The sequence below is a fragment of the Brockia lithotrophica genome, assembly GCF_003633725.1.
GTDB lineage: Bacteria > Bacillota > Bacilli > Thermicanales > DSM-22653 > Brockia > Brockia lithotrophica.
Genome location: NZ_RBIJ01000001.1, coordinates 213,067 through 239,734, shown reverse-complemented (window position 1 = coordinate 239,734; position 26,668 = coordinate 213,067). Strand labels below are relative to the sequence as shown.

The window sequence follows — 26,668 nt, the reverse complement described above, 5'->3', positions numbered from 1 at the left end:
CGGAGTTCACCTCCCCTTTCGATTGTCCGCCGCACGGAGGTTCCTCTCCAGATAGCGCGCGATGTCCTCCGCAAGGCAATCTACGTGCGCGAGAAGGCGGCGAATTTCCCCGGGTGTGGCGGCGTCGATGTGGATCCCCGCCGTCACGACCGCGGCGCCGCGCACGCGACTCTCGACGGCCCGGAGGATACGCCGCACCACCTCGTCTTCCCGGTGTCCCTTCCGCACGAAAGGCTTCCCCGAAGACTCGGGTTCTTCCGGAACGAAAATTCCCAAGGCCCCTACGTGAGGTCGGGTTCCGCCGCCCACCACGATCACCACGTCCTCGCCCGCATGGACGAGAAGCGCCTCCACGCGGTACGGTCCATCGCCGCAGGAAAAGCGAAGCGGCATCCCCATTCCCTCGGCGCTCACGCACCACCCTCCCCCGGCGCGGGCACGTGCCCGCAGATTTCCTCCCAGAGGGCGCGCAAATCGCCCGGCACCGGCGACACGACCGCGTGTTCCCCCCGTCCGCGGAGGTCGGGAAAGCGGAGGATCTCTGCGTGCAGGGCGATGCGAAAGGATCCCGGGGGCCTTCCCCCCGACCCTTCGTCCCCGAGATCCTCGGGGACGAGGCGGTTCCCTCCGCCTCCATCGCCTCCCCGTACAGGCTGTCCCCGAGTACGGGATGCCCCAAGGAGGAAAAGTGGACGCGAATTTGGTGCGTTCGGCCGCTTCCCAAGACCGCCCGCACCCACGTGGCCCGACCGCAACGCCGTACGACCCGGAAAGACGTCTGCGCCGGCCGACCTTGGGGGTGCACCTCGCGCACGAGGAGGGAGTCTTCCCGGCGGCGAATCCCCCCTTCGATCGTCCCCGCATCGGCGGGTAGGTCTCCAGCCAACAGGGCGGCGTAGACCCGACGCACCCGACCTGCGGCAAGGGCGCGCGAAAGGGCGTACTTTGCCCACGGGTGCAGTGCGACGAGGACGAGCCCGGATGTTGGGCGGTCGAGCCGATGCACGAGGTGCGGGTACCACGCGGGACCGCGGGTCGACACCAAATACGCGTAGACGCGGGCGAGGAGGCTGTCCCCGCGTTCCCACGGGAGGGGATGAACGAGGAGCCCCGGAGGTTTATCGACCACGAGAACGTCCGCGTCTTCGTAGGCTACGGTCACGGGACGCGAAACCGGCTCTACGCGCCTTTCGGGCGGCGGCGGAAAGACGACCTCCACGCGTTGCCCCGAAGCCAAAACGAACGGCCGACCTCCCGGCGTCCAGGGGCGGTCGTCTACGCGGACACCCCCCGTCTCCGCAAGCTGACGCACGAGCCGCCTGGAAAACCCCCTCCCGCGAAGGAAGGCGCGGACGTCCTTCCCCGCCTCCCACGCGCTCACCCGAAACGAAACTCCGGGGACGAACGCCCGCATATCGCGGTTCACATGCGTTCCTTCTTCTGCACCCAGTTTTGCGGGGGTTCCAGGAGGTGGACCTGTGTCGTCAGCTTTACCTTGCCGCGGTAGAAGGTGAGCGTCACGGTGTCCCCGATGCGCTTCGTGTACAAGACTTGGCGAAACCGCAACTTGTCCGTGACGGGCGTGTCGTCCACGGCGACGATCACGTCAAAGGGCTTGAGTCCGGCATCTTCCGCCGGCTTTTGCGGAGGTTCTTTGATGTACACCCCCTGGTATACGGACGCCGGGAGGTGGAGGTTGCGAAAGTTGTCCTCGGAGAGGTTCATGAGGTTGTCGACAACGAGGCCGATGTACGGCCGCCGTACGTACCCGTACGCGATGATGTCCTCGATGACGGGCCGGGCGACGTTGCTCGGGATGGCGAAGGCGATGCCCTCCACCCCCTGTTCGATCACCTTGGAGGCGTTGATTCCCACGAGCTGCCCGCTCAGGTTGATGAGCGCACCTCCGGAGTACCCTCGGTTCATCGGGGCGTCCACCTGGATCACCTTGAGTTCCCAATCCGGTCCCCGATCCTCGGGACCCAGGTACACCGGAAGCGGCTGCGCGGGATTGGAGACGATCCCGTGCGTCACCGTATCCAGGTACCGCCCGAGGGCAGAGCCGCGGGCCATGACCCACTCGCCCTTGCGCAGCGCGTCGGAATCGCCCCAAACGGCGACGTTTTGCGCGTAGCGAATCGGGACGCGGAGCACCGCGAGGTCGGTGAGTGGGTCGTAGCCGACGACCTCAGCGACCACCTTCTGCCCCTCGTTTCCGCCTACGCGAACTTCGAGCGAAGTCGCCCCTTCGACGACGTGGGCGTTCGTAGCGATGAAGGCCATCCCGCCTTCCCGGGCGACGAACACCCCGGAAGCGTAGTACTCCTCCTCTCGGCCTGCCTCCCCCTTTCGCTTTCCGACAATGCTCACCACGGTGCCGTCGGTGACGGCCGCCGCATGGTCAAACGAAGGGAAAGCCCCGGGCGTTCCGCTCGGATCTCCGGGGGAAAAAGAGTGGGCATGGTTCGCCTTGAGCCACGCTACGCCGTACCCCGCGGCCGCGGAAAAAGATACGAGAAGAAAGAGGATGATGCCCGTACGCGCAACTTCCGACGCCGACTTACGACCCCCGTTCACCGGCTTCCAAGACACCGCAACCCACCTCTTTCCCCGTCGGCCCCCGGACTTCCCCGTAGTGCAACGCAAAGCCCACATGCCGAAGCCGGTGTGCGCCCTGCCGGCGCCCCCCCAAAGCCCCTTCCCTTGGCGGCAGGTTCGGTACGGTGCGCCTTTCGGCTTCATCCGCACCCGATCGTCACGAACGGATCCCACGTCACGCCGCTTTCCCGCACCTCGACTTCCCACTCCCGCTCGGCAAACGCCCGCCGGAGGTACGCGGCTACCTCGGGAACGAACACCGCCTCTACGTCATGTCCTACGTCGAGAAGGGCGATGCCCATATCCAAAGCTTCGCGCGCGCGGTGGTACCCCACGTCTCCCGTGACGAGGACGTCTGCCCCCGCCTCGCGCGCCGCAACTGCCCAAGAGCTTCCCGACCCGCCCACGACGGCGACACGGCGCACCTCCCGTTCGAGAGGGCCCACGACGCGGACGGTTGGCCGTGCGAGACGTCGCTTCACCTCGCGGGCGAATTCGCCGAGGGGGGTGGGAGTTTCGAGTTCCCCGATGCGGCCGAGACCGACTTCGCGCCGAGGCTCCCGAAGCGGGTACACGTCGTAGGCGACCTCTTCGTACGGGTGAACCCGCCGCATGGCCGCAAGGACGCGGGACAGACGTTCTTCCGGGACGATCGTCTCCAGGCGGCGCTCCTCGACCTCTTCGAGCCGCCCCACCTCTCCCACGAAGGGATCGGCCCCGGGAAGGGGGCGAAAGGTGCCGGTCCCCCGCCCTAGAAAGGCCGCGTGGTCGTAATTTCCGATGTGCCCCGCCCCGGCCTCCGCCATCGCCCGCAGCACCTCGCGGGCATGGCCTTCAGGGACGAAGACGACGACCTTGACGTAGCCCACTTCGCTGCCCGGTCCGAAGGGGCGCACGTTCACAAGCCCGATCCGCCGGGCGAGCACGTCGTTCATCCCGCCCGGAGCGGCATCGTAGTTCGTGTGCATCGCGTACACGGAACGGTCCTCGGAGAGAAGGCGCGCGAGGACGGCAACGTTGCCGCGGTCCGTGCGAAGATCGGCCAACGGGCGAAAGATCGGCGGGTGGTGGACGACGAGGAGGTCGGCTTCCTCCGCCTCGGCCTCCGCGAGCACCCACCGGTCGACCTCCAGGGCGACGAGGAGGCGGCGAACGGGCTTATCCGAACGTCCGATCATGAGACCAACCGAGTCGTCGCGAAGGGCGAACGCCCGCGGCGCGAGTTCTTCCAGCACGTCCACGATGTCGCGAACGCGTACCAAGGATTCCCCTCCTTCCATCGGCCCCGTCCTCTCTCCACGACCCGGCGAAGAAAGGAGGTGCCCGATCTGGCTCGGGCATCCTCCTTTCCCTCACGTATCGGAAGACTCGCAGGAAAAGTTTTCCGTACCGAGGGCGCGCCGGAGGAGATCGTAGGCGGCGCGGAAGCGCCGATGCCTGCGCACGCCCTCTGGGGTTCGCGCACGCGCCGTAGAGGCGAGGCGGGCGGCCCTACGGGAAAGCCGAACCTTCCACAGGGCACACCACGCCTTCGGACGGCGAACGTAGAGATGGGGCCCGAGGGCGAACAGGAGGTGAAGCGGATGGGGGAGGAGCGCATCGTACGGCGCGCGAGCCGCCGTGCGATCGCCGAACTCGGCAAGGGAGGCTACGAGGATTTCATACCCGCGGCCTCCGTCCCAGACGACCTCCTCGTCGATGAGAGGAATGTCGTGGCGGTAAAACCAGCGCCGAAGCGGACCGGCTTCGTCCGTCGGCACGACGAGGAGACGGCGGTATGTCGCAAGCTTCTCCCCCGCTTCCTCGAGGATCGCGCGCACGGTTTCCGCGCCGAGTCCCGCGATTACGACGATGTCGACCTCCCCGGGGGCCAGGGGGGAAAGGCCGCTGCCTCTGCGCACTTCCAGCTCCTCACCGAACCCCTCGCGCCGAAGTTCTCCTTGTAAATCCCGCACCACGTGGGGCAACACGTCTATGCCCACGGCGCGAACGATGCGACCGCTTCGGAGGAGAGCGCGCGGGAGTAGGGCGTGATCCGTTCCGACGTCGGCGAGGCGCGAACCCGGCTCGATCCACCGCACAAGGGCAGACAGACGCGGAGATAGTCGGCCCATGCTTTCATTATAAACCAAACGGCGGCCGAGCCCTATTGGGCGAGCCGCCTGCGCAACCGTCGCGAGGGTACCCGTCCGAAGAGCGGACCTTGCCCCTCGCACGGATATTCCCGGATCCAAACCCGCCTCATTCGAGGAAGTCCCGAAGCTTTTTGCTTCGGCTCGGATGCCGCAGCTTCCGCAAGGCCTTGGCCTCGATCTGACGGATCCGCTCCCGCGTTACGCCGAAGACCTTCCCCACCTCCTCGAGCGTCCGCATCTTCCCGTCGTCGAGGCCGAAGCGGAGGCGGAGGACGTTTTCTTCGCGTTCGGAAAGCTCGTCGAGCACCTTTTCGAGTTGTTCCTTGAGGAGCTCGTAGGACGCCGCGTCCACGGGCGAGACGGCGTCTTGGTCTTCGATGAAGTCCCCCAGGTGGGAGTCGTCTTCCTCGCCGATTGGGGTTTCCAGAGAAACGGGTTCTTGGGCGATCTTTTGGATTTCCCGCACCCGCTCCGGCGTGATCCCCATTTCCCGGGCGATTTCCTCCGCCGTCGGCTCGCGTCCGAGCTCTTGGAGGAGTTGACGCGACACCCGGACCATCTTGTTGATCGTCTCCACCATGTGCACGGGGATGCGGATCGTCCGCGCCTGATCGGCAATCGCCCGCGTGATCGCCTGGCGAATCCACCACGTGGCGTAGGTGGAGAACTTGTACCCCTTGCGGTAGTCGAACTTCTCCACCGCCTTGAGGAGGCCGAGGTTCCCCTCCTGAATGAGGTCGAGGAAGAGCATCCCTCGGCCGACGTAGCGCTTGGCGATGCTCACGACGAGGCGGAGGTTTGCCTCCGTAAGGCGGCGCTTCGCCTCTTCGTCTCCCTGCTCGATCCGCTTGGCGAGCTCGACCTCCTCTTCGGGGGTGAGGAGGGGAACGCGCCCGATTTCCTTGAGGTACATCCGCACGGGATCGTTGATCTTAAATCCCGGCGGCAGGGCGAGCTCGGGATCTTCGAGCTCCCTCTGCAGCGTATCGAGGTCGTCGGGGTCGAAGTCGGTGAAGAGGTCGCGCTCGTCCGCCGTGTGGACGACCTCGATTCCGAGATCGGCGAGCTTTTCGTAAAACTCGTCGAGGGCTTCGCTCGAGATGTCGAAGGGGGCGAGTTTTTCCGTGATGGCCTGAATCGTGAGGTACCCCTGCTCCTTTCCGAGCTCGATGAGCTCGGCCTTTGCCCGTTCGAGGTCGCCCTGCAGCTCGGATACCGTTTCCCGAGCGGAATCTCCGGACGTTCCGAGCGTCTCGGACATCTTCATCCCTCCCTTCGCGGGAACTGCCGTCCTACGGCTACGCCTTTCCCGCTCGCGTGTTTGCGCCTGAGCGCGAGGATCTCTTTGGCCAAACGGGAGGCCTCGACCGCGTTGCCCGAGGCGACCGCCTCCCGGTAAGCCGCCTCCAATGCGGGCAATCGCGTGCGCACGTCGAGCTCTTCCCGTACGCGTTCCACCCAATCCCAAAACACCTCTTCGTTTATCGGCTCCCGCACGTCTTCCCGGCGCATGAGTTCGAGAAGCCGCTCGCGCGCCTTCTCCTCCGAAAGCCGGCCCAAAAGTCGGGCAGCCCGCTCCACGGCGGTCGACGCCACCGCGCGTTCTCCTTCTTCGGCGTCGAGGGCGTGGAGTTCTGCAAGGAGGATTTCGTCCTCCGGAAGGAGGAGGCGCATTCCGAGCGCTTCCAAAACCTCGGGGATGCGCGCAGGGGCCTCGAGAAGGGCCCGCATGAGAAGCGTCTCCGCCCGCAAGGGGGCCACACCCGGCGGAGGTTCAGTCGTTCCTATGCGCGGGCGCGTTTCCCTATGCTTGCCCGCCAAGCGAACTCCCGGCCCAAAGAAGGCCGAGGAGCGCCTCTCGCGGGCAGAGGAAAGCGCGCGCCGCGCTTCGTGCAACATGCCGAGAACCTCTTCCACAGGACGGCCGAGGCGCGCCGCGAGGTCGCGGGCGGTCTCTTCCGCCAAAAAGGAGTCCCCCAGCTCCGCCAAAACCGCAAGCGCCGCCCGCAGGTAGGCCACTCGGTCCTGCGGGTCGCGGAGGTCGTGCCCGCGCTCCAAAAGGCGGAGCCGAAACGCCACGTACCCTTCGGCCCGCCCGATCGCCTCCTCCCGAAAGCGCTCGATCCCGAAGCGCCGGACGAATTCGTCCGGGTCGAGCCCGTCCGGAAGGAGGGCGATGCGCACGTCGAACCCCGCCCGGGCGAGGTCCCGACCCACCGAGGCGGCCGCCTCCCTTCCCGAATCGTCGCCGTCATAAACGAGGACCACGCGGGGGGCGAACCGCCGGAGGAGCCGAAGCATTTCCTCCGTAAACGCCGTACCCTGCGAGGCGACGACGTTTTCGAGACCCGCCTGCGCCAAGGTGAGGGCGTCCATCGGACCCTCGACGAGCACCGCGTAGCCCTCTCGGCGGATCTTTCCGCGGGCGTGGAAGAGGTGGAAGAGGAAGTTTCCCTTGCGAAAGAGCTCCGTCTCTGGGGTGTTGAGATACTTGGGCTGTCGCGGCCGATCCCCGAGGAGGCGTCCGCTGAAGGCGACGATCCGACCTTCGAGATCCTGAAGGGGGAGCACGACGCGACCGGACATGCGGTCCCGCAGCGGAGAACCCCCGCGTCCTTCTCCGTCGGACCCTTCTCCCTCTTCTCCACCCGTCACGAGGCCGGCCGCCCGCATCTCGTCGTCCCGGTATCCCCGCCGACGGAGAAAATCTACGAGGGAAGGGATCCTTTCTGCAGGACAACCTTCCGCGGGAGGGGCATAGCCCAGGCGGTACCGCCGCCACGTTTCCGGAGAAAGGCCGCGCCCTTGGAGATATTCCCTTGCAGTCTTTCCACAACGGGTGTTCACTAAAACGCGGTGGTAATACTCCCCCGCGAGGTCGAGAAGGGCGAAGAGGCGTGCACGCCTTTCGGCTTCCGGATCGCTACGTACCCCTTCGTCTTCGGGCCAGGGAATTCCTGCCCGTGCCGCGAGCTTGCGCAGGGCCTCTACGTACGTGAGACCCTCCAGCTCCATGAGAAACTTCACCACGTCCCCCCCACGGTGGCAGCCAAAGCAGTAGAAGAGCTGCTTGTCCGGAGAGACGGAAAAGGACGGCGTCTTTTCCTCGTGGAATGGGCAGAGGCCCATGAGGTTCTTCCCCTGGCGTTTGAGCTGCACGTACTCCCCCACCACTTCTTCGATGGGGTTGGCAGCGCGCACCCGTTCGACGAACTCCGGAGACAGGGGCATGGCCACCCCTCCCGCTCTCTCGCCTCGCATTTTTCTTCGACGCAAAGGCGGGAATTCCTTCTTTCTTCCTACCTCAAGGTAAAAGGAGTTTTTTCCCGAGCACCGCCGAGGAGATCGACTTCGACAGAATGCGCCAAGTGTGGCGCCCCCGAAACTCCGCATTCGGGCGCGGAAGGCGCGGGAAAGGATTCGCACCTAGGCGGCAAAGCCCCCGCGCTCGCCGAAACAACCGGACGCTCCGAGAACCAGTGAAGCACATGAAAAAGCGTCCGCCCTTCGCGACGGACGCCTTCCGCGCCGTTCGGACGACGCCGCAGCTTTTTCGGGTGCGATCCCTACATCGTCCAGCGAAGCTGCCGGCCGCCGATCACGTGGAGGTGGAGGTGAAACACGGTCTGTTGCCCGTGGGGGCCTTCGTTGATCACAACGCGGTAGCCGGAGTCCTTCACTCCTGTAAGTTCGGCGACCTTCTGCACGGCGCGAAGGAGCTTTGCCCAGAGATCCCGTTCTGCCTCAGGGTCGAAGTCGCTCAGCTTCTCGACGTGTTTCTTAGGGATGACGAGGACGTGTACGGGGGCGATGGGATTGATGTCGCGAAAGGCGAGCACGTCTTCGTCTTCGTAGACCACCGTAGCCGGAGCTTCCTTGCGGGCGATCTTGCAGAAGATGCAATCTTGGCTCACGGGTTTTCCCTCCTCTTCGGCCCCAAGCCGCCGTAAGGCCGAACAAAAGCGCATTCCCCTCAAGGCACGGACGTACGAAGAATCTCGATCGCTACACACGTGTGGGTAAGTATACCAAGAACTCGCGGGCAAGGACAACCCCAAAGGTCCGAAACGCCGAGGAACCCGGGTCACGCACCACGATTCCGTACCTCGAAGACGGCAAATTTGAGGTAATTCGTCTCCTCGGCTCCGAGGAGGACGGGATGATCGCGCGCGGCGGTGCGGAATTCCACGAGGCGGAGGAGTTTCCGCGCATCCTGGGCAGCCGCGAGAATCGTGGCGAGGAACGTCTCCCGAGACACAGGCTGAGAGCATGAAGCGGTGATGAGAAAGCCGCCGTCGCGCAGGAGGCGGAGGGCCCGCAGGTTGATCTCCTTGTACCCGCGAAGCGCCCCTTCGAGCGCGCGGCGATGCTTGGCAAACGCGGGCGGGTCGAGGATGACGACGTCGAAACGGGCGCCCTCCGCCTCGAGCCGTCGCAGTTCGTCGAAGCAGTTTGCCCGGCGAAACTCGACGCGGCCGTCTACGCCGTTTATGCGGGCGTTTTCGCGCGCCAGGGCGAGGGACGCTTCCGACACGTCCACAGCGAGGACGCGACGCGCGCCGAAATGGGCGGCGTGCACGGCAAAGGCGCCCGTATGGGAAAAGCAGTCGAGCACCTCGGCCCCCTCCCCATCCGGTCCGCGCATGAAGGGTGCGATCGCCGCTCGGTTTTCCCGCTGATCGAGAAAGTATCCGGTCTTGTGCCCGCTTTGGACGTCCACGAGAAAGCGAAGGCCGTGTTCGCGGATCTCCACGCGCTCCGGCACTTCGCCGTACCACACCCCGGTCTCCAGCGGCAGGCCCTCCACCGCGCGCACGGGAACGTCGTTCCGGAGGTAGATCCCTCGCGGACGGAGGAGCTCGACGAGTGCCCCTCGGATGTACTCCTTCCGCACCTCCATCCCATAGGCGAGGATCTGCACCGACAGGACGTCGGCGAACTTGTCCACCACGAGGCCGGGGAGGAAGTCCGCTTCGCCGAAGACGATGCGCGCGGCGTGGAGGTCGCCGAAGAGGCGCTCGCGATACCGCAGCGCTTCGCGGATCCGGCGGAGGAAAAAGCCCTCGTCTACCGCCTCGGCGGGATCGTAGGTGAGGATGCGCACGAGGATCTGCGGGGCAAGGGGGTTGATGAATCCGTGGGCGAGGAAGACGCCCTCGTGGTTTACGACGTCGACGAGGTCTCCGGGGGCGGGATCGCCCTCTACGCGTGCAACTTCGGTGCGGAATACCCACGGGTGACCTTGTTCGAGGCGGCGGCGCCGCTCGCGCTTAAGCGTCACGCGGGGAAAGGGACGCTTGGCGTACGGCATGCGTTCACAACCTTCCGTTTCCTGGGGCGCATGCGGCGCCCGAAAGGGCGCTTCGGCCAATACTTCGACCCTGCGCCAAAGGACGCAGGGTCGAGAGTTCCGACGTTGGGAGCCCCTTCGGGCAGTCCCGACAAGGGTCGGACGGCGGTTAGGCGGTACCGGCCGCATGGCGGCCTTCCTCGCGCCGCTCCCGCGGCTCTTCGGCGAGGAAGGAAAAGGCGTAGAGGGCCGCCAAGCCGACGAGGACGTACACGGCCCGCGCCCACCACGACGTCATTCCGCCCAAGAGGCCGCCCACGAGATCCCACTGAAAGAGCCCGTACAGAAGCCAGTTCAACCCTCCGATGATGAGGAGGATGAGCACCGCCGTGCGCACGCGTGATCACCTCCTTCGCCACGGCGCCCCACCGGGGTGCCTTTCTCTAGCGTGCGCACGTAGGCGGTGGGCATGTATGGCGAAGGGAGGAAAACGGCGCTCGTCCGTTGCCTACGGAGAAATCTCGTGAACCTCCGGAGCGTCCCGGGAAGTACGCTCCGGTGCCGGGGAAGGCGGCGTTTCGCCCTTGCGCTCCTCTTCGTCCTGCGCGGCACGGGCGAGGAGCGTGGACAGACGGGTCAAATCGATGTTGCCGCCACTCAAGACGAGCCCGACCGTCTTGCCCCGCACACCCAGGGCGTCGGCGGCGGCGAGGAGGGCGGCGAGGGTGACCGCCCCCGCTCCTTCGAGGAGGAGCTTCTCGCGCTCGAGGGCAAAGGATATCGCCCGGACGATGTCCGTCTCGCGGACGACGACGAAGTCGTCGACCAGGTCGCGAATCAGGCGAAAGGTGATCTCCCCCGGCGCGCGCACGGCGATCCCGTCCGCAATCGTGTGTACGTCCGAAAGCACGATGCGGCGCCCGGCGCGAAAGGAAAGGGCCAAGGCGGGCGCTCCTTGCGCCTGTACGCCGACGACGCGCACATCCGGGCGCAAAAACTTGAGGGCGACGGCGATGCCGGAAATGAGCCCGCCTCCGCCGACGGGAACGAGGACGAGGTCGAGGTCCTTGACGTCCTCCCACATCTCCACGGCAACCGTTCCCTGTCCGGCGATCACCGCCGGGTCGTCGAAGGCGTGGACAAACGTATACCCTTCGCGTTCCGCGAGGCGCAGGGCGTGCTCGTAGGCGTCGTCGTACCCCTTCCCGTGCAGGACAACGCGCGCCCCGTAGGACTCCGTCGCCTGGATCTTGGCAAGGGGGGCGGTCTCGGGCATCACGATGATGCAGGGTACGCCAAAGGTACGGGCACTCCAGGCTACGCCTTGGGCGTGGTTCCCTGCCGAGGCGGCGATCACCCCGCGGGCGCGCTGGGGCTCGGGCAGCGTCGCGAGCTTGTTGTAGGCGCCGCGGATCTTGTACGACCCCGTGCGCTGGAGGTTCTCCAGCTTCAGGTAGATCGACGCGCCGAAGCGCTCCGAAAGCGTGCGCGACCCCTTGAAGGGCGTCCGGTGGACGACGCCCGCGAGCCGCGCGCGGGCAGCAAAGACGTCCTGCGGCGTTACCGCGTAATCCCCATCTCCGCCATCACCGTCCTCGAGTCTTTCCCCTTCATTGTACACCGGAACCGTCGCTCACGATACGGGCGGCGTCGGATAGGCGAAATTCCGGTAGACGTCCCGTTCGCGCTCGAAGCGTTCGATGGCGGCGAGATGGCGCTCCGTAAGGGCGATGTCGTCGAGTCCGCTCGTGAGGCGGTCCTTTTCCACGGGAGAAATCGCAAACGAAAACGAGCGGGGTTCCACCGGCGCCTCGTCCCCGACGCGCACGACGTGGACCTTCTGCGCCACCAAGTCCACGGTGAGGGTGAGGCGGCCGCGGCGCGCAAGGCGAAAGAGCTCGTCCACCTCCTCGGGCGCAAGCCGTACGGGAAGAAGGCCGTTCTTTACGGCGTTCGTGTAGAAGATGTCGGCAAAGGAGGGGGCGATCACCGCGCGAAAGCCGTAGTCGCGAATCGCCCACACGGCGTGCTCGCGCGAAGACCCGCTCCCGAAGTTCTCCCGCGCGAGGAGGATCGAAGCCCCGGCGTATGCCGGATCGTTGAGAAGACAGGAAGGGTCGGGCGTACCGTCGGCGCGGTACCGCCAATTGTAAAAGAGGAAGGCGCCGTACCCCGTCCGCTCGATGCGCTTTAAAAACTGCTTGGGCACGATCTGGTCCGTGTCCACGTGGGCGCGGTCGACGGGCAGCACGTGCCCCGTATGCCGGAGAAAGGGTTCCACAATCTCTCCTCCTCTCGCGCACGTAGCGAACGGCCTCGTCTTGCCGGGCCGCGGGACGCCCGGCGGCAAAAGGCGTTCTGCACCCGCAGATTAGGCGCCCTCCCGTTCCGCAAGCCCGAGGGCCTCGAGGAGCTCTTCTTCGGTGGGAATCCGCCCGAGAATCGCGGCGAGAGCTGCGACAGGGGGGCTTGCGAGGTGCGTGCGGGCGTCGCGGCCTTGGCGTCCTTCGAAGTTTCGGTTGGACGTGGAGACGGCGCGCTTTTTGGGCGGGACGATGTCGGGGTTCATCCCCAGGCACATGCTGCAGCCCGGGTAACGCCACTCGAATCCGGCCTCGCGGAAGATGCGGTCGAGCCCTTCCGCCTCCGCGCGAAGCTTGACGCCCATGGACCCCGGGACGACGAGCGCCCGCACACCTGGGTGCACCTTGCGGCCGCGCACGACCTGCGCGGCCAGGCGCAGGTCTTCTAGACGGCCGTTCGTGCACGAACCGATGAACACGACGTCGACCCCCACCTCGGAAAGGGGTGTCCCCGGTTCGAGGCCCATGTACTCGAGGGCGCGGAGCTCCTGCGGGCGACGGGCAGGGTCCTGAGAGGGCTCAGGCACCACTGCCCCCAAGGGAACCCCCAGCCCCGGATGCGTCCCCCACGTCACGAACGGGCGCACGTCGGAAACGTCGAACTCGAGGACGCGATCGTACGTCGCACCGGGATCGGAAGCGAAGGAGAGCCAGATCCGGGCGAGCTCCTCGAACGCCGCTCCCGAGGGGACGTACGGCCGTCCCCGCAGGTACTCCACGGTCGTCGCGTCGGGGGAGACGAGGCCGGCGCGCGCACCCGCCTCGATGCTCATGTTGCAGAGGGTCATCCGTTCCTCCATGCTCATCGCCCGGACGACCTCGCCCGTGTACTCGATGGCGTACCCCTGCCCGACGTCGGGACCGAAGCGGGCGATGAAGGCGAGGATGATGTCCTTTGCCGTCACCCCGGGACGGCGCTTCCCTACGAGGCGAACTTCCATCGTCTTGGGGCGCTTCTGCCAGAGCGTTTGGGTGGCGAGCACGTGTTCCACTTCGCTCGTCCCGATGCCAAAGGCGAGGGCGCCGAAGGCTCCGTGGGTGGACGTGTGGCTGTCGCCGCACACGACGGTCATCCCCGGCCAAGTGAGGCCGAGCTCGGGGCCGATCACGTGTACGATTCCCCGACGCGGATCGTCGAGGTCGAAAAGCGTGATTCCAAAGGTCCGGGCGTTTTCCCGCAACGCCTCCACCTGACGCTTGGCGATTTCGTCCGTAAAGGTGTGCGGGTCGTCCGTCGGGACGTTGTGGTCGATCGTGGCAAACGTGCGGTCCGGCCGCCGCACGCGCCGCCCCGCGAGGCGAAGGCCTTCAAACGCCTGGGGCGACGTGACCTCGTGCACGAGGTGGAGGTCGATGTAGAGGAGGTCGACGCCACCCTCTCCGTGGACGACCGTGTGTGCCTCCCAGATCTTGTCGACGATGTTCTTTGCCGCCACGCGCTCACCCCCGTTCTCGCATGACCCTGCGCAGGACTTCTTCGCGTACGGCGGCCCCGAATTCCGCCGTCGAAAGGACTTCGGGAGCGGGGCACCGGCCCGAGGCGTGTGCCCGCCGACAGGCCTCCGCGAGGTCCGGCGTCACCCGTCCACGGGCGATGGTGGCGAAGACAGCCGCCTCTACGGCCGACGCTGCATCCTCCGCCGCAAGCGTGTGCCGCAGGAACATCGCCACGGTGAGGAGCATTCCCGCAGGGTTTGCGATTCCTTGGCCGGCGATGTCCGGTGCGGAACCGTGCACGGGTTCGTAGAGGTGAGGTCCACCCTCGCTCAGACTCGCCGACGGCAGAAGCCCGAGGGAACCGACGAGTGCACCCCCGAGGTCGCTCAAGATGTCGCCGAAGAGGTTTTCCGTGACGACGACGCCGTAGGCCGTAGGCCTTCGGACGAGGTCCATGGCAAAGGCGTCGACGAGCACGTGCCGCACGGGTACGTCTGGATACTCCGCCCGCTTCGCTTCGACGACTTCCCGCCACAGGCGGCTCGAGGCGAGGACGTTTGCCTTGTCCACGGAAGCGAGGGGCTTCCCCTGCGTGCGGGCGATGCGGAAGGCGACGTCGACGACGCGGGCGATTTCCTCCTCCCGGTAGCGGAGCGTGTCCACGGCCACACGCTCGCCCCCTTCGACGAAGATCCCCCGCGGTTCGCCGAAGTAAATCCCTCCCACGAGTTCGCGGACGATGAGGACGTCGAGGCCGCCTTCGCCGAGGATTTCAAGACGAAGGGGGGAAAGGAAGGAAAGTTCCGGAGGGAGCCGGAGCGGGCGAAGGTTGGCAAAGACGCGCATCTCCTTGCGGAGGCGGAGAAGCCCCTGCTCCGGGCGCCTTTCGGCGGGCAAGTTTTCCCAGCGCGGCCCCCCGACGGCGCCGAGAAAGACGGCTCCCGCCGACAGAGCGGCGGAGAGGGTGTCGGCGGGAAGGGGATCCCCGACCTCGTCGACGGCGGCACCGCCGATCGCGCCCTCGCGGATGTGAAGCTCTGCGGGTAAGGAAGGTTCGAGTTCCCGAAGGAGGAGCACGCCTTCCCGCACGACCTCGGGACCGATGCCGTCTCCGGGCAAAACGAGAAGGTCGAGGCGGGGACGGGCAGATGTCTGGGGTGCATCCGGACCGGAAGAACCGTACGAAAGCATGAGATCACCCTACCTATGCCGGACCCGATGCCGGGGAATCTTCGGCGCGCGTACCCGTACCTTCCGCATCGCCGGCGCGCGCATCCGAGGAAGGTGCGAGGGCAGCGACTTCCACCCCGGCTTCATTGAGGGTGTTTGCCCGATCGCCGAGGGTCTTCTCGCGGATGAGGATGCGGTTCAGCGCGTCGACGTAGGCCTTTGCAGAAGCGAGGACGACGTCGGAATCGACGCCGCGGCCTGTGGAGACGAGCCCGTGCCAGCGCACCTTGACGAACACCTCGCCCAAGGCGTCGGGCCCCTCAGAGGTCGACTGCAGGCGGTAGTCCAAAAGCTCGATCGGCCCGCCTACGAGGCGTTCGATGGCGTTGTACACGGCCTCGACGATCCCCTTCCCCGTTGCCGACTCGAGGCGGGGCGCCTCCCCGGGGACGCGAAGGGAGACGGTCGCCGTGGGAATCACGTGCGAACCGAAAGAACACTGAAGGGAGGCGATTTCGAGGCGCTCGCCGTCGTGCGCCATGTCGAAGGCGAGGGCGAGGATGTCGTCGTCGGTGATCGTCTTTTTCTTGCCGGTGAGCTCTTTGAACGCACGGAAGAGCTCTTCAAACTCTGCTTCCGTAACCGAGAGCCCCAACTCCGCAAGCTTCTCCCGGAAGGCATGTCGCCCCGAGTGCTTGCCGAGGACGAGGCGGTTGGAGCTCAGACCGACAAGCTCCGGAGACATGATCTCGTACGTCGCCGCGTGCTTGAGCACGCCGTCCTGGTGGATTCCGGACTCGTGGGCAAAGGCGTTGGCCCCGACCACCGCCTTGTTCGGCGGGACGGGGAACCCCGTGAGGCGGCTCACGAGCTTAGAGACGCGCACGGTCTCCCGCAAGTTGAGCCCCGTCTCCACGCCGTAGAAGTCGCGGCGGACGTGGAGGGCAACGCCGATCTCCTCGAGCGCGGCGTTGCCCGCGCGTTCCCCGATCCCGTTGATCGTTCCCTCCACCTGCGTCGCCCCCGCGCGCACGGCGGCAAGGGAATTTGCGACGGCGAGGCCGAGGTCGTCGTGGCAGTGGGTGGAAAACTTCACGCGCTCCGCCCCAGGTACGCGCTCCATGATGTAGCGGAACATCGCCGCATACTCTTCCGGCTGCACGTAGCCGACCGTGTCCGGGAGGTTGACGACCGTCGCCCCGGCGGCGATCACCGCGGAGACGATTCGGACGAGAAAATCCCAGTCGCTCCGCGTGGCATCTTCCGCAGACCACTCCACGTCGGAGACGTATCGCTTCGCGTGAAGGACGCTCGCCACGGCGCGTTCGACGACGGCATCCGGGCTTAAGCGCAGCTTGTATTCCATGTGGATCGGAGAAGTGGCGATGAAGACGTGGATCCGCGGTTCTTCTGCCTCCCGAAGGGCCTCGTACGCGGCGTCGATGTCAGCGGGGAGCGAGCGGGCGAGGGCGGCGACGCGTACGCCCCGCACTTCGCGGGCGATCGCCTGAACGGAGCGGAAGTCTTCCGGCGAGGAGGCGGGAAATCCCGCCTCGATCGTGTCCACGCCGTAGGCGACGAGGGCTCTGGCGATTTCGAGCTTTTCCGGGAGGTGCAGGTTGACCCCCGCCGACTGCTCGCCGTCGCGGAGCGTCGTGTCGAAGATCTCCACCCGCCGCATCCTCTTACCTCCTCCGAATAAAGGGCATTTTTTCCCGCAGCGCCTCCCCGACGACCTCTACGGGATGGGTACGCTCGCGGGCGCGCATCGCAGAAAACATGGGACGACCCAAGGCGTTTTCTAAGATCCACTCCCGGGCGAAGCGTCCGCTTTGGATATCCGCGAGGATTTCCCGCATCGCCTTGCGCGAGGCCTCTCCGATGACCTTGGGGCCGCTCACGTAGTCTCCGAATTCCGCCGTGTCGGAGATGGACTCGCGCATGCCCGACAGTCCCTTTTCGTAGATGAGGTCGACGATGAGCTTGAGCTCGTGAAGCACCTCGAAGTAGGCGACTTCCGGCTGGTAGCCAGCCTCGACGAGCGTCTCAAACCCCGCTTGGATGAGGTGGCTCACGCCGCCGCAGAGGACCGCCTGCTCGCCGAAGAGGTCCGTTTCCGTCTCCTCGCGGAACGTCGTCGTAAGTACGGCGGCGCGCCCCGCCCCGAGGGCCTTGGCGTACGCAAGGGCCGTGTCCATGGCGCGACCGCTCGCGTCCTGGTGGACGGCGACGAGGGCGGGAACTCCGCCGCCCTCCGTGTACACGCGGCGCACGAGGTGTCCCGGGCCCTTGGGCGCGACGAGGATCACGTCGACGTCCGAGGGCGGACGAATTTGCCCGAAGTGGATGTTGAACCCGTGGGCGAAGGCGAGGACCTGCCCCGCCCGGAGGTTGGGTCGGACTTCCTGTTCGTACACCTTGGGCTGTACCTCGTCAGGAAGGAGGAACATGACGAGGTCCGCCTCGCGCACGACGTCGGCTACGGGACGAACGTCGAAGCCGTCCTCTACCGCCCGATCCCAAGAATTCCCGGGCCTCAGGCCGACGAGCACGTCGAGCCCCGAGTCGCGGAGATTTTGGGCGTGGGCGTGGCCCTGGGAACCGTAGCCGAGGATTGCCACCGTGCGACCTACGAGCGGCTCGAGGGAGAGGTCTTCGTCGAAGTACATCTGGGCCATCCGAATCGCTCCTTTCGTCGCGTGCACGACCGATCCTTCACACGGGCCTTGGGCAAGAAGACGACGCCCCCTTCCGCCGCCGGGAACGCTAAGACTGGGGCGCCCCCCAAGGGGCGGAGTCCCACCCCAGCCGGGGGAGAAACTGTGGCAAACGCGATCCCGAGGAACCCATCGGCGGACTTCCGCTGCGGGCGGGGGAGAAACCTACACCTCCACGCCTCGGCCTTCCTTAAGTGCCGCACGGCCGTTTCCCGTCTGGCGCTCGCGCGGGAGCGCGGCGAGACCCGTCCGGACGATTTCCAAAACCCCAAAAGGACGGAGGAGGTCGAGGAGGGCGTCGATCTTCGCCGGGCTCCCCGTCACCTCGACGACGACCGTTTCAAACCCCACGTCGATGAGCTGGGCGCGGAACGGTTGGATGAGGCTCTGGAGGTCGCTCCGCATCTTGAGCGGTGCCTCCACGCGGACGAGGCAGAGCTCGCGCGTCACCGCGTCGCGCTCCGTGAGATCTTCGACCTCGAGGACGTCCACCTGCTTGGCGAGCTGCTTGCGCACCTGATCCTTGACCCGCTCGTCGGCAACCTCGAGGAGGATCGTCATCCGCGACACCCCGGGTTCCTCGCAGGCGCCCACGGTGATCGTCGCAATGTTGAACCCCCGACGGAGGAAGAGCCCCGTGATTCGGTGGAGGACACCGGGGTGGTCGTTCACCTTGAGGGCGAGGAGCTGTTTCATTGCGGCTTCACCCCTTCCATCTCGTGAACGCCGTTGCCCGGGGGGACCATGGGGAGGACGTTGGCCATGGGATCGATCACGAACTCGATGAGGTACGGCGCACGCGTGCGGAAGGCCTCTTCGAGCACCGCGCGGGCCTCCTCTTCGGTCTTTACCCGCCGACCGACGACCCCGTAGGCATCCGCCAGGCGCATGAAGTCGGGTTGGATGTTGAAGAGCGTCGCCGAGTAGCGCTCTTCGTAAAAGAGTTCCTGCCACTGACGCACCATGCCGAGGGAATTGTTGTTGAAGAGGAGGACCTTGACCGGGAGGTCGTATTCGCGGAGGAGGATGAGTTCCTGTACGGTCATCTGGAAGCCGCCGTCCCCTACGAAGGCGAGGACGAGGGCGTCGCGGTCGGCGATCTGGGCGCCGATCGCCGCGGGAAGGCCGAACCCCATGGCCCCCAATCCGCCGGAGGTGACGAAACGCCCGGGACGGCGGAAGCGGAAGAACTGGGCCACCCACATCTGGTGCTGCCCGACGTCCGTCACGACGATCACGTCGTCCGAGGCGAGCTCGGAAGCGATTTGCACGACGCGCTGCGGCTGGAGGTAAGGCCGATCCGTCCGGTACCAAAGCGGGTACTCCCGCCGAAGCGACTCGAGGTAGGCGAGCCATTCTTCCGAAGGGCTCGGATCTACGGCCCCGTCCAGGAGGATCTCCAGGGCCTCTCGGGCATCTCCGTGGATCGGGTAGTCCTCGGCGATGACCTTGCCGAGCTCCGCCTCGTCGATGTCCACGTGGGCGATCCGCGCCCGCGGCGCGAAGTGCTCAAGTGCCCCCGTAAGGCGGTCGTCGAAGCGCGACCCGATATTCAGAAGGAAGTCGCACTCGTGGAGGGCCATGTTCGCCCACACGGTTCCGTGCATCCCGCCCATCCCGAGGGAGAGAGGATGGTCGGAAGGAAGCGTCCCAAGCCCGAGGAGCGTGTGCACGACGGGAACCCGGGCCTTTTCCACGAAGGCGCGCAAAAGTTCCGAAGCGCCGGCGTGGACGATCCCCGCGCCCGCGACGATCACCGGACGTTTGGCCCGGGCGAGGTCGCGCTTCACCTTTTCCACGAGCGCCCGGTCGATCTTGGGCTTGGGGTTGTAGGCGCGAAGTTGCATCTCTACGGGTTTCCGGTAAGGAATCTCGTTCGACGTCATGTCCTTGGGAAGTTCGATGAGGACGGGACCTTTACGGCCCGTGCGCGCGAGGTAAAACGACTCCTTGACCACGCGCGGCATATCTTCTCCGCGCATGAGTTGGTAGTTGTGCTTTGTGATCCCCATGGTCATGCTGAAGATGGGAGATTCCTGAAAGGCGTCCGTTCCCATGACGCTCGTGGACACCTGACCGGCGATGATCACCATGGGGACCGAATCGAACCAGGCGTTGGCGATTCCCGTCATGAGGTTGGTCGAGCCAGGGCCGCTCGTTCCCGTAACCACAGGGACCTTGCCGCTGATCCGGGCGTAGCCGTCGGCGGCGTGGATGGCCCCCTGTTCGTGGCGGGCCAGCACGTAGGGGATCCCGGAGTTGTACAGGGCGTCGTAGAAGTTGATCGTAGCCCCGCCGGGAATCCCGAAGAGCATCTCCGCGCCCTCTTCCTTGAGCACTTCGACGAGGAGGTCGGCTCCGCGGTAGACGGGAGGCGGCTCAGGCTGAGGTTCGCCCTCCCGTCCGGAACTTCCTCCTTCGGGCGCTTCCGTCCCGACCGGCGCAGCCGCATCGGGAGAAAGCGCCTCGGCGCGTGCGCCTTCCGGTCCTTCAAAAGACATCTCCTTCACCCTCCCCGAATTCCGGCCTCGCCGGTGTTTGTGCTTGCCCAAAGACGAGACGGCTCGAGATTTCGCCTCGGCCTAATTGGGGACCCCGGAGAATCGCCTCACCACGTCTCCCGAAGGACGGCCCCTGTGTTGGCCGAGGTCACGAGTCGGGAGTAGCGCGCGAGGTACCCGCGGTTGATCTTGGGCGGCAGCGGACGCACGCGCGCCTTGCGCGCTTCAAATTCTTCTGGCGAAATTTCCCAGGAAATCCTGCGGGCGTCGAGGTCGATCTCGATCACGTCCCCGTCCTCGACGTAGGCGATGGGTCCGCCCGCCGCTGCCTCCGGCGAGATGTGCCCGACGGCGATCCCCCGCGTGGCGCCAGAAAACCGCCCGTCCGTGATGAGCGCCACCTGCGTGCCCAGTCCCCGACCGACGATGAGCGACGTAGGCGTGAGCATCTCCGGCATTCCCGGACCGCCCCGCGGTCCCTCGTAGCGGATGACGACCACGTGGCCGGGCTGCACCTCTCCGGAGGAGATCCCGCGGATGGCTTCCTCCTCCGAGTTGTAGACAATCGCCCGCCCGCGGAAGCGGCGCACGGACGGATCCACGGCTCCCACCTTGATCACGCCGCCGTCCGGCGCGAGGTTGCCGAAGAGCACCGCCAGGCCACCGCGCGGGCTGTACGCCCGCTCCGCCGGACGGATCACCTCGGGGTCGCGGATTTCCGCGTCGGCCACGAGCTCCTTGAGCGTACGGCCGGCGATCGTCGGCCGTTCTCCGCGGATTGCCCCGATGCGGATGAGCTCGCGCACGATCGCCCGCACCCCGCCGGCGCGGTCCAAATCGTCCATCGTGTAGCGGGAAGCGGGGGCGAGCTTCGCGAGGTACGGCGTCCGGTCGGCGATGCGGTTGATCCGGTCGAGGTCGTAACGGATCCCCGCCTCGTGGGCGATGGCGAGCGTGTGGAGAACGGTGTTTGTCGATCCCCCCATGGCCATGTCCAGGGCGAAGACGTCGTCGATCGTCTCTTCCGTGACGATCTTACGCGGCGTGAGGCCCTCGCGGATCATGCGCATGAGGTGCTCCACCGCCTCGCGGATGAGCTTGCGGCGGCGGGGGGACGTGGCGACGATCGTCCCGTTGCCGAAGGGGGCGAGCCCCATGACCTCGAGGAGCGTGTTCATCGAGTTCGCCGTAAACATCCCCGAGCACGATCCGTACGTCGGACAGGCGTTTTCTTCGAGGATCTGAAGTTCGCGGTCGTCGATTTCCCCCGTCTGGTAGCGCCCTACCCCTTCGAAGACGTCGACGAGGGAGAGTTTTTCCCCCGTACACGGGTGAACCCCCGCCTCCATGGGACCGCCCGTGACGAACACGGAAGGGATGTCGAGGCGGACGGCGGCCATGATCATTCCCGGCGTGATCTTGTCGCAGTTCGGGATGAAGAACACCCCGTCGAACCAATGGGCGGTGACCACCGTCTCCACCGCATCGGCGATGAGTTCCCGGCTCGGGAGCGAATAGCGCATCCCGATGTGCCCCATGGCGATTCCGTCGTCGACGCCGATCGTGTTGAACTCAAAGGGAATGCCTCCCGCCCGGACGATCTCCTCCTTCACGATTTCCGCGTACTCTTTGAGGTGGACGTGTCCGGGCACGATCTCCACGAAGGAGTTCGCCACGCCGATGAACGGCTTGTCGAGATCCTTAGGCGTTACCTTCCCCGTGGCGTAGAGGAGGCTCCGATGCGGCGCCCGTTCCACGCCGAACTTGATCGTCTCACTCCGAAGGCGCGGCCGCTCCGCGACCTCCGTTCCCGATCCCTGCGCTGCGGTTTCTCGTTCCGATGCTCCGTCGGCGCCGTGCAAACCGCTTCCCCCCTTGGTCGTATTCGCCTTCGGGGATTTCTGTTTCTCCTCACACCCGACGGCCGGAAGGTGCGATGGGCACCCCTTCTGTGCGCGTGAGCGCGCGGAAGGCCTCGAGGAGTTCGCCCGTGATCGGCCCCGGCTTCCCCGCGCCGATCGTCCGACCGTCTACCTCGACGACAGGGACGATTTCCGCCGCCGTCCCCGTGAGGAACACTTCGTCCGCGGTGTAGACGTCCGTAAGCGTAAGGACCTCCTCCCGCGCCGGAATCCCCCGCTCCTTGGCGAGTTCGAGCACTGCGGCCCGCGTTATCCCCTTCAAAATCCCCACCCACGGGGGCGGCGTGAGGAGGGCGCCGTCCTTCACCACGAAGATGTTTTCGCCCGACCCTTCCGTGACGTACCCTTCGGTGTTGAGGAGGAGCGCCTCGTCGTAGCCGGCGCGGCGCGCCTGCACCTTGGCGTACACGTTGTTCAGGTAGTTCAGAGACTTCACCTGCGGGGGAAGGATGTCCTGACGCGGGCGGCGAACGGCGACCGTAAAGAGGCGGATCCCCTTTTCGTAAAGTTCCTTGGGGAAAAGGGCGAGGGGCTCCGCGATCACGACGACGCTCGCACGCGGGCAAGACCGCGGATCGAGGCCGAGATCTCCCCGACCGCGCGTGACGACGATGCGGATGTACCCGGTCGCGAGTTCGTTGCGCCGGAGCGTCTCGAGGACGATCTCTTCGAAGTCCTCGAGCGAGTAGGGCACTTCGAGGAGGATTGCGTGGGCGGACGCGTACAGGCGCTCCATGTGTTCGCGCAGGCGAAAGACCTTCCCTTCGTAGGCGCGAATGCCCTCGAACACGCCGTCCCCGTACAAAAGCCCGTGGTCGTAGACGGAAAGTTTGGCCTCTTCTTTCGACACGAAATCCCCATCGACGAAGACCCAGGCCATGGCACAATCCACCGTCCCCTGTTTTCGCGATTTGTGGACGAGTTCGAAAACTGCGGGTACAACAAAAGCCCTGCAGCACACGTCCGCACAGGACCTGCCGCAAGGGCTTTTGTCCCTACGGTGTACGGCCCGAAGCCGGCTGAGCATCCGCGCACCACTCTGGGAGTCGACCGCCGATAGGGAGACCTCCTCCGAGAATGCGGAGGTCCTCTGACTCGGGTTCGCATCCGCCCTGTCGACGGTCCGCATTTCCGTTCGCCGCGCTGCCCACCGCCGACACGGCCCGCCGGGATCGCTCGGTCCAGACCCTTCCCCGACGGCTCGTAACCCCACCCCGCCTGCATGCCGGGGAAAGCGGAACCCTAGATCCCCTCCTGTGCACCTTCTACCCCGTTCGACACCCGGCAGAAGGAGCGTTTCACGCGTTTTCAGCTGAGAGCCCCTAGGTTTTGCTGAGTATTCTAAAGCCCCCTTGTGAAAATTGCAAGGGGGCGGACGCCGCGTTTTCGCGTGTTTGGAAACGACGAGGAAAGCTTGAATCCGCTTTCACTCCCGTATTTTCCGGGAATCCGGGGAGTTGTTACAAAAGTGTGGAGGCGCCTTCCCTTTGTACCGACGGCCCGCGATCCGTTCGCCCGCCAAGACGCCAAAAGGGTACGAGGCCTACCGGCGCGCACCGCCGATGCGGCCTTCGGCCCTGCCGGCGGTCTACGCCCCACGCGCCTTCTGAAGGGCTTGGGCGAGGTCCCAGAGGATGTCGTCCACGTCTTCGAGACCTACAGAAAGGCGAATCATTTCCGGAAGCACCCCGGCGGAGCGCAACTCCTCTTCGGAAAGCTGGCCGTGGGTCGTGGACGCCGGATGGATGAGAAGGCTCTTGGCGTCTCCCACGTTGGCGAGGTGCGAGTGCAACCGGACGTGGCGGAGGAACTCCTCGGCGTGCCGCTTCCCTCCCCGTAGCCCGAAGGTGACCACGGACGTCGCACCGCGGGGAAAGTCGCGCTGCTGGATCGCGTGTGACGGGTGTTCGGGAAACTCCGGAAAGTTCACCCAGGCCACGTCGGGGTGTTCGCGCAAAAAGGCGGCCACGGCACGGGCGTTGGCCACGTGGCGTTCCATACGGAGGGGGAGCGTTTCCATCCCCAATCCGAGGAGAAAGGCGTTTACGGGGCTTATCGACGGTCCGAAGTCGCGCAGCGCGACCGCCCGCAGTCGGGCGGAAAAGGCGGCGGCGCCAAAGGCCCGGGCAAAGACGAGCCCGTGGTAAGAAGCGTCGGGGGTGTGGAATTCGGGGAACCGCTCCTCCGGCCAGGAAAAGCGCCCGCCGTCCACCACCGCACCGGCGAGGATCGTCCCGTTGCCCGACAGCCACTTCGTCGCCGAATGGACGACGACGTCGGCGCCGAACTCCAGGGGACGGTAGAGGTAAGGTGTGGGAAAGGTGTTGTCCACGACGACGGGTACGCCTTGGGCGTGGGCGACGGCGGCAATTTCCCGAAGGTCCGGAAGAAGGAGCGACGGATTCCCCACCGACTCCAAAAGGACCGCTTTTGTCCGAGGGGTGATCTGCGCAGCGAACTCCTCGGGGTCGAGGCTTTTCGTAAAGCGCGTCTGAATCCCGTAGCGCGGAAGGAGGTTGGCTAGGAGGCTGTAGGTCCCTCCGTACAAAAACGGCGAGGCTACGATCTCGTCCCCCGCCCGGGCAAGGGTGAGAAGGGCGAGGGCGAGCGCGGACTGCCCGCTGGCGGTGAGCACCGCGTCTACGCCGCCCTCGAGGAGGGCGAGACGGCGTTCGATGGCGCGCACCGTGGGATTGGAAATGCGCGAGTAGATGAACCCTTCTTCCTCCAGGGAAAAGAGGCGGGCGGAGTGTTCCGGGCTCCGAAAGACGAAGGAACTCGAGAGGTATACGGGGATTGCCCGTGCTCCAGTTGCGGGGTCCGGTTCCGTGCCTCCGTGAATTGCAAGCGTGGCAAATCCGTAGCGGCGCGGGGGCTCGGAAGGGGGAACGCCTTCGGGATGCATCGAACTTCGACCTCTCTTCCTCGCTTACGGCATCGGACGAATTCTCATTTGCGGGATCGGGCAACTGCGGGGAAAAGAAAACCTCCAGTCCTTGTTTTGCAACGCGGTCTGTCGGACAAAAGCGACAAGGGCAGGGTTCCGCACCGTTTTTCAGCCGGAGATGGGCGACGGCACGGTTTTCTCGGAGGCGCTCCGAGATGCGGCCAGAAGCGCGGCCCCTTCGGGATCCGCCGAGGCGGGCGCGGGATCGGGAAAGAGCTCGGGGGCGTGGCGACGGAGGATTTCGCCCACCTGCTCTCCTTCGACGAGAAAGGCGTCGTGGCCGTATTCGGATGCGACCTCCGCGTAGATCGCGTCCTTTCCGAGGGCACGCAGGTGTTCGACGAAGCTTCGAATCTCTTCGGGCGGGTAGAGGAGGTCTCCGCGGAAGCCTACGGCGACGATGCGGGCGCGGTACCCGCGGGCGGCCTCCCGCCACCCTCCTCGCCCGCGGCCGATGTCGTGGGAATCCACCGCCTTGAGGAGGTAGAGGTAGCTGTTCGCGTCAAAGCGCTCGACGAGCTTCTCCCCTTGGTAGAGGAGATAGCTCTCCACCTGGAAGGCCACCTCCCGGTGGTCGTGGCCCCATCCGTGCTTGAGGGAACGGCCAAAGCGGCGCGCGAACTGTTCGGGGGTGCGGTAGGTGAGAACCCCGATCATGCGCGCGAGGGAGAGTCCGACCGCTGGCGGGTCGTCTTCCGGGTACTCCCCCTCGCGCCAGGCGGGATCGGAGGTGATTGCCAGACGCCCTACGGCGTTAAAGGCGATGGCAAAGGCAGATGTTGCAGGCGTGACGGCCAAGGGGACGAGGAGGTCCATGAAATCCGGGTACATGAGCCCCCACTCGAGTACCTGCATCCCCCCCATCGACCCGCCGATGACCGCAACGACGTGGTTTACGCCGAGCTCGATGAGACCCAGACGCTGCGCCCGCACCATGTCGCGAATCGTGACGAAAGGAAACCGAGCTCGGTACGGCCTTCCATTGCGAGGGTCAATGCTCCGCGGGCCGGTAGAGCCGTCCTGCCCCCCGAGCACGTTGAACGTGATCACGCGAAGACGGCGGGGGTCGACGGCCTTCCCCACCCCGACGAGCGGATGCCACCACCCCGGGGCCGCGGAAGTCCCCACCGTGCGGTGGCTCCCCGTAAGGGCGTGGCAGACGAGGACGACGGGGGCCTCCGCAGGGCCGACGTCTTCGTACGCGAGCTCCACTTCGGGGAGGACCTCCCCCGACTCCAAAGTAAGCGGTCCGAGGCGTACGCGGCCCTCGACGCGGCGAATGCTTTCGCCCATCCCCCTCCTCCTTTCCCGCAGCGCAGTGCGCGCCGACAATCCTTCCTTTTTGCACGTATCCCACGCAAAAAAACAACCCCCTTCCTGCAGGAAGGGGGAAACGGAGCACCCGAAGCGGGCACATCCGGAAGGGTTCGCCGAAGCAAACCCCTCTTATCTCCCAGGAGAACGCCTCTCCTGCAGGATTTAGCACCTCGCCCCGCCGCGCCGTACACGGGGCAGGTTGCCGGGCTTCATCGGGCCAGTCCCTCCGCCGCTCGCGATAAGAGGGTGAATCCGTTGTCAACGGCCGACC

At 65.9% G+C, this 26,668-nt stretch carries 20 protein-coding genes, 2 pseudogenes and 1 riboswitch; all 22 genes and pseudogenes read right to left on the bottom strand.

The features are described 5' to 3' along the window. Positions 1 to 6: 6 nt before the first annotated feature. The 22 genes and pseudogenes from lpdD to metX all read right to left on the bottom strand — a co-directional run bounded on the left by lpdD (position 7) and on the right by metX (position 26,373). Positions 7 to 414, bottom strand: coding sequence for a prenylated flavin chaperone LpdD (lpdD, locus tag C7438_RS09330; protein ID WP_245956403.1), 408 nt, complete (start codon positions 412 to 414; stop codon positions 7 to 9). Positions 415 to 691: 277 nt separating this feature from the next. Further along, a pseudogene (locus C7438_RS09590) lies at positions 692 to 1,414 on the bottom strand (RluA family pseudouridine synthase); the annotation flags it as partial. An 8-nt stretch (positions 1,415 to 1,422) separates the two neighbouring features. After that, entirely contained in the window at positions 1,423 to 2,592 is a 1,170-nt protein-coding gene (locus C7438_RS01055) for a S1C family serine protease (protein WP_170143461.1), read from the bottom strand. A 146-nt stretch (positions 2,593 to 2,738) separates the two neighbouring features. After that, on the bottom strand, positions 2,739 to 3,860 hold the full coding sequence (locus tag C7438_RS01050) for a Nif3-like dinuclear metal center hexameric protein (RefSeq protein WP_170143460.1): 1,122 nt from the start codon (positions 3,858 to 3,860) through the stop codon (positions 2,739 to 2,741). Between the two features lie 90 nt (positions 3,861 to 3,950). After that, positions 3,951 to 4,712 carry a tRNA (adenine(22)-N(1))-methyltransferase gene (locus C7438_RS01045; RefSeq protein WP_121443498.1) on the bottom strand — a complete coding sequence of 254 codons (762 nt, stop codon included), beginning with the start codon at positions 4,710 to 4,712 and terminating at the stop codon, positions 3,951 to 3,953. A gap of 127 nt (positions 4,713 to 4,839) precedes the next feature. Then, positions 4,840 to 5,994: an RNA polymerase sigma factor RpoD gene (gene rpoD / locus C7438_RS01040; protein WP_121443497.1), complete on the bottom strand. Its 1,155-nt coding sequence runs from the start codon at positions 5,992 to 5,994 to the stop codon at positions 4,840 to 4,842. A gap of 2 nt (positions 5,995 to 5,996) precedes the next feature. Continuing rightward, positions 5,997 to 7,964, bottom strand: coding sequence for a DNA primase (gene dnaG / locus C7438_RS01035; RefSeq protein ID WP_170143459.1), 1,968 nt, complete (start codon positions 7,962 to 7,964; stop codon positions 5,997 to 5,999). A 335-nt stretch (positions 7,965 to 8,299) separates the two neighbouring features. Continuing rightward, the gene (locus tag C7438_RS01030; protein WP_245956401.1) at positions 8,300 to 8,647 is read right to left on the bottom strand and encodes a histidine triad nucleotide-binding protein; all 348 of its coding nucleotides are present in this window, start codon (positions 8,645 to 8,647) and stop codon (positions 8,300 to 8,302) included. 170 nt (positions 8,648 to 8,817) lie between these two features. Next, a complete protein-coding gene (locus C7438_RS01025; RefSeq protein ID WP_121443494.1) occupies positions 8,818 to 10,044 on the bottom strand; it encodes a class I SAM-dependent rRNA methyltransferase in 1,227 nt (408 codons plus the stop codon). A 148-nt stretch (positions 10,045 to 10,192) separates the two neighbouring features. Then, complete coding sequence (locus C7438_RS01020; protein WP_121443493.1) at positions 10,193 to 10,420, bottom strand: DUF378 domain-containing protein; 228 nt, start codon at positions 10,418 to 10,420, stop codon at positions 10,193 to 10,195. Between the two features lie 111 nt (positions 10,421 to 10,531). Beyond that, positions 10,532 to 11,644, bottom strand: coding sequence for a threonine ammonia-lyase (gene ilvA / locus C7438_RS01015; RefSeq protein WP_121443492.1), 1,113 nt, complete (start codon positions 11,642 to 11,644; stop codon positions 10,532 to 10,534). A gap of 12 nt (positions 11,645 to 11,656) precedes the next feature. After that, positions 11,657 to 12,304, bottom strand: coding sequence for a 3-isopropylmalate dehydratase small subunit (leuD, locus tag C7438_RS01010; RefSeq protein WP_121443491.1), 648 nt, complete (start codon positions 12,302 to 12,304; stop codon positions 11,657 to 11,659). Between the two features lie 90 nt (positions 12,305 to 12,394). Then, positions 12,395 to 13,822 (bottom strand): 3-isopropylmalate dehydratase large subunit, encoded by a 1,428-nt coding sequence (gene leuC / locus C7438_RS01005; protein WP_121443490.1) that lies wholly within the window; start codon positions 13,820 to 13,822, stop codon positions 12,395 to 12,397. Between the two features lie 4 nt (positions 13,823 to 13,826). Further along, positions 13,827 to 15,014, bottom strand: a complete 1,188-nt coding sequence (leuB, locus tag C7438_RS01000) for a 3-isopropylmalate dehydrogenase (RefSeq protein WP_121443489.1) — start codon at positions 15,012 to 15,014, stop codon at positions 13,827 to 13,829. A 157-nt stretch (positions 15,015 to 15,171) separates the two neighbouring features. Beyond that, positions 15,172 to 16,674, bottom strand: a pseudogene (locus tag C7438_RS00995) (2-isopropylmalate synthase); the annotation flags it as partial. A 4-nt stretch (positions 16,675 to 16,678) separates the two neighbouring features. After that, a complete protein-coding gene (ilvC, locus tag C7438_RS00990; RefSeq protein ID WP_121444021.1) occupies positions 16,679 to 17,671 on the bottom strand; it encodes a ketol-acid reductoisomerase in 993 nt (330 codons plus the stop codon). 204 nt (positions 17,672 to 17,875) lie between these two features. Then, a complete protein-coding gene (ilvN, locus tag C7438_RS00985) occupies positions 17,876 to 18,406 on the bottom strand; it encodes an acetolactate synthase small subunit (protein WP_121443487.1) in 531 nt (176 codons plus the stop codon). Further along, positions 18,403 to 20,211, bottom strand: coding sequence for a biosynthetic-type acetolactate synthase large subunit (ilvB, locus tag C7438_RS00980; protein ID WP_121443486.1), 1,809 nt, complete (start codon positions 20,209 to 20,211; stop codon positions 18,403 to 18,405). Before ilvB ends, ilvN begins: the two co-directional genes overlap by 4 nt. Positions 20,212 to 20,318: 107 nt before the next feature. Continuing rightward, a complete protein-coding gene (gene ilvD, locus C7438_RS00975; RefSeq protein WP_121443485.1) occupies positions 20,319 to 22,073 on the bottom strand; it encodes a dihydroxy-acid dehydratase in 1,755 nt (584 codons plus the stop codon). A 49-nt stretch (positions 22,074 to 22,122) separates the two neighbouring features. Beyond that, positions 22,123 to 23,013, bottom strand: a complete 891-nt coding sequence (ilvE, locus tag C7438_RS00970; RefSeq protein WP_121443484.1) for a branched-chain-amino-acid transaminase — start codon at positions 23,011 to 23,013, stop codon at positions 22,123 to 22,125. Between the two features lie 708 nt (positions 23,014 to 23,721). Further along, positions 23,722 to 25,038, bottom strand: a complete 1,317-nt coding sequence (locus C7438_RS00965; protein ID WP_121443483.1) for an O-acetylhomoserine aminocarboxypropyltransferase/cysteine synthase family protein — start codon at positions 25,036 to 25,038, stop codon at positions 23,722 to 23,724. A gap of 150 nt (positions 25,039 to 25,188) precedes the next feature. Then, entirely contained in the window at positions 25,189 to 26,373 is a 1,185-nt protein-coding gene (gene metX / locus C7438_RS00960) for a homoserine O-acetyltransferase MetX (protein WP_121443482.1), read from the bottom strand. A gap of 150 nt (positions 26,374 to 26,523) precedes the next feature. Beyond that, positions 26,524 to 26,642, bottom strand: a riboswitch (SAM riboswitch). Positions 26,643 to 26,668: the final 26 nt, after the last annotated feature.

Coding starts and splice junctions, on each gene's coding strand:
- ilvN (WP_121443487.1), bottom strand. CDS start 18,406: ATGAAACAGCTCCTCGCCCTCAAGGTGAACGACCACCCCGGTGTCCTC.
- rpoD (WP_121443497.1), bottom strand. CDS start 5,994: ATGTCCGAGACGCTCGGAACGTCCGGAGATTCCGCTCGGGAAACGGTA.
- ilvB (WP_121443486.1), bottom strand. CDS start 20,211: ATGTCTTTTGAAGGACCGGAAGGCGCACGCGCCGAGGCGCTTTCTCCC.
- ilvC (WP_121444021.1), bottom strand. CDS start 17,671: ATGGCCCAGATGTACTTCGACGAAGACCTCTCCCTCGAGCCGCTCGTA.
- dnaG (WP_170143459.1), bottom strand. CDS start 7,964: ATGCCCCTGTCTCCGGAGTTCGTCGAACGGGTGCGCGCTGCCAACCCC.
- metX (WP_121443482.1), bottom strand. CDS start 26,373: ATGGGCGAAAGCATTCGCCGCGTCGAGGGCCGCGTACGCCTCGGACCG.
- ilvE (WP_121443484.1), bottom strand. CDS start 23,013: ATGGCCTGGGTCTTCGTCGATGGGGATTTCGTGTCGAAAGAAGAGGCC.
- C7438_RS01045 (WP_121443498.1), bottom strand. CDS start 4,712: ATGGGCCGACTATCTCCGCGTCTGTCTGCCCTTGTGCGGTGGATCGAG.
- leuB (WP_121443489.1), bottom strand. CDS start 15,014: ATGCTTTCGTACGGTTCTTCCGGTCCGGATGCACCCCAGACATCTGCC.
- C7438_RS01025 (WP_121443494.1), bottom strand. CDS start 10,044: ATGCCGTACGCCAAGCGTCCCTTTCCCCGCGTGACGCTTAAGCGCGAG.
- C7438_RS00965 (WP_121443483.1), bottom strand. CDS start 25,038: ATGCATCCCGAAGGCGTTCCCCCTTCCGAGCCCCCGCGCCGCTACGGA.